Source organism: Marinifilum caeruleilacunae (assembly GCF_013141825.1).
Classification (GTDB): domain Bacteria; phylum Bacteroidota; class Bacteroidia; order Bacteroidales; family Marinifilaceae; genus Marinifilum; species Marinifilum caeruleilacunae.
This window is the reverse complement of record NZ_RZNH01000078.1, coordinates 1-2,671: the sequence shown is the minus strand read 5'-3', so window position 1 is coordinate 2,671 and position 2,671 is coordinate 1. Positions and strand designations below refer to the sequence as shown.

Annotated in this window: 3 protein-coding genes; all 3 read left to right on the top strand. The window is 34.4% G+C overall.

Annotation, left to right across the window (positions count from 1 at the left end; translation table 11 throughout):
• Positions 1-678, top strand: a 678-nt coding sequence (locus ELS83_RS21505) for a hypothetical protein (RefSeq protein WP_216616746.1), incomplete at its 5' end; no start/stop codon positions are given.
• 374 nt (positions 679-1,052) lie between these two features.
• Complete coding sequence (locus tag ELS83_RS21500; protein WP_171597599.1) at positions 1,053-2,021, top strand: RHS repeat domain-containing protein; 969 nt, start codon at positions 1,053-1,055, stop codon at positions 2,019-2,021.
• A complete protein-coding gene (locus tag ELS83_RS21495; protein WP_171597598.1) occupies positions 2,014-2,424 on the top strand; it encodes a hypothetical protein in 411 nt (136 codons plus the stop codon). Before ELS83_RS21500 ends, ELS83_RS21495 begins: the two co-directional genes overlap by 8 nt.
• The last annotated feature ends 247 nt before the right edge of the window (positions 2,425-2,671 follow it).

The following is a 2,671-nucleotide window of genomic DNA, read 5'->3' as shown; positions in this document are numbered from 1 at the left end:
AGGCACATCACTGGAAATATAGTAGTGCTAAAAATTATGCTGGTGAAAAAGGACAGCTTGATATTGAACTGTTGTAATTGCCTGTATTCACAGGACACGAGCGAGACGCTCGCGCCAGCGGTTGGTGCAAACTCGGACTATCTGGGGGTAGTTACTCAAGCACTAGATAAACTAAATACAAAAATGAAAAAGATAATATTTTATATCACAGCCTTAGTATTTATGAGTTGCTCCAGTGGGGGTAGTTCAAATACACAAGCACAGACAAATGAGTCTAAAATTGACAGTCAAAAACAAGTTGCAGACTTTGTTTCAAAATATAATACATACGATGTATTTAAGTTTGAGGATAGTGAAATAGTACAGCTTGTTGCTTTAAAGGCTAATGGAGATAATGTTGTAACCTTTAGTTTAAAAAATATCAGTAAAAAGAGTACTGACGTGTCAGTATTAGAAGGTACTGCAAAATTAAAAGAAGGTGATGTTGAAATAGATGAAGACGAAGAGGGAATAGGTTATCCTGTGAATGAATTTATTTATAATGATAAATGTTGGATTGCAATTAGGTTAGCTTTACAGAGCCAAGATATGGTAAGGGTAAATTCATCTGATTGTGAAAGTTTGTCAACTAAAAATACTCCATTTGCATCAAAGGGTGTTTTAAAGAAAATGGAATAATCCATATAATTAAAAGATAAAAAAAACCTGGCAAGTCCAGGCTTTTTTTATTGGTTCAAATTTATCTTACTGTCCAGTAAATCCTTCATGCCCCAGATGGCGCGAGTTTGCACAGCCCGCTAGTTCGAGTTTGTAACTCGAACTCTGCGAAGCAGTAAATAAGAAAAAAAACAACCCACTTGCAGTAAAACGTAAGTGGGTTGTTTGTTGGACTAAGTCTGTTCAAATATAATTTCTTGTTATGTTTATGGAAGAAGTGTATTGTGTGTTCATGTGGAAGCCACAGGAAAAGATGGATTTTATCGAACTTCATTTCGTGGAGCAGTGAAGAAAATTTACAATATTTAGGTAATTTTGTTTACAAGGCAGGTTCTTTGGAATATATTTTGAACGAGGAAGGGAAGTTAAAGGTAGCTTCTACGGGAGATAATACTTACCAATTCTTTGTGAAAGATCATTTAGGCAATACCAGTTTAAGTTTGAATGAAGATGGTGCAGTTCAGGAAATCAACCATTACTACCCATTTGGAATGCGAATGCAAGGTGGTAAAGAAGATGAAAGTCAGAAATACCGTTATAATGGCAAGGAGTTGCAGGATGAGACGGATTGGTTAGATTATGGAGCCAGGATGTATGATCCTAGCTTAGCTCGATTCCATACACTTGACCCACTTGCGGAGAAATATAATTTTCAGTCTCCTTATGTGTATGCTGCTAATAATCCAATAAAATTCATAGATGTTAATGGAAAAGGTCCTGGCTTTAAGATTTTTAAAAAAATGTTAAATGGTAGACTTAAAAGAATTTCCAGAAAACAAGCAGAGAAAACTCTAAGAAATAATGGATCTGTTACTGTTGTTGGTAAAGGGAGTGCAAAGAAATCAAAGCGCTTGATGGAAAGCTCTTCTGACGGAAAGAAAGTTGTTCGACATGATGGGCATAAGTTGAAAAATGGGAAAATTGGGAATAGACATTTTCAGAAGGCTGCAGGTGATGGTTCTCATGTTTTTTATAAAGTTAAATTAATCTTTCTAGTTCATTGTGAAATAATGTATGCTCAACTTGAAGAAGAAGTAGAATTTGGTAAGGATTATACAAAACGGTTAGTTGGGAGGAATGCATTTTCAGAATTTGTTGATGAATGGATAAATCCATATGGTGATGTTGCTATATTAATGGAACTATTCCCTTACTTATTTAATTCTGATTCAGAAGAAGAGAGTTCTGATACTTCTACTGAAGAAGAACAAGATGATAGTAATGAAGAAACTGATGATGATGATGAAAATAACCAAGAGAATCAGAACAATAATGAAGAAGAAGATCAAGACGATAATGAATAAATTTTTCAAAAATAGCACACCTTCTAATGATAATCCTGTATTTAAAGAACCTATTTCTTTCCTAAGTGAGGCGATGAAGGTTTTTAAAGAAATGAAAAATTCTCCGGAGGCTGAAATTGTTGAACTTGATCTTCAGACTTCAGATGCTTTGCATTTTCTTGATCTAAGAATGGTTGAACAAGAATGTAAGAAGCAATTATCAGAGGATTATAATGAGTTGTTGGAACATTCATTAGAAAATGGTTATGATTTTATTTATTTTCTAAGCTTTTTCGATGAAAAGAAAGATTGTCTTTGCTTAAATGTAAAATTATTTTATCCAGCACCTATGGAAAGAGGGGATGTCACTTATAGTTTATACCTAAAGAAGTTAGAAAAAGGATTTTTTTTATGGCCGTTTTAAATTATTTTTAAAATAATATAAGCCTACTTACAGCAATGTGAGTAGGCTTACGTTTTATAATGCAAAGTATGTTTTTTTACTTTAAAATGCTTGTTTGGTCCCCAGATGGCGCGAGTTTGCACAGCCCGCTAGTTCGAGTTTGTAACTCGGACTCTGCGAAGCAGTAAATAAGAAAAACCCAACCCACTTGCAGTAAAATGTAAGTGGGTTTTTTGTTGAGCATAAAGCCCCAGATGGCGCGAGTATG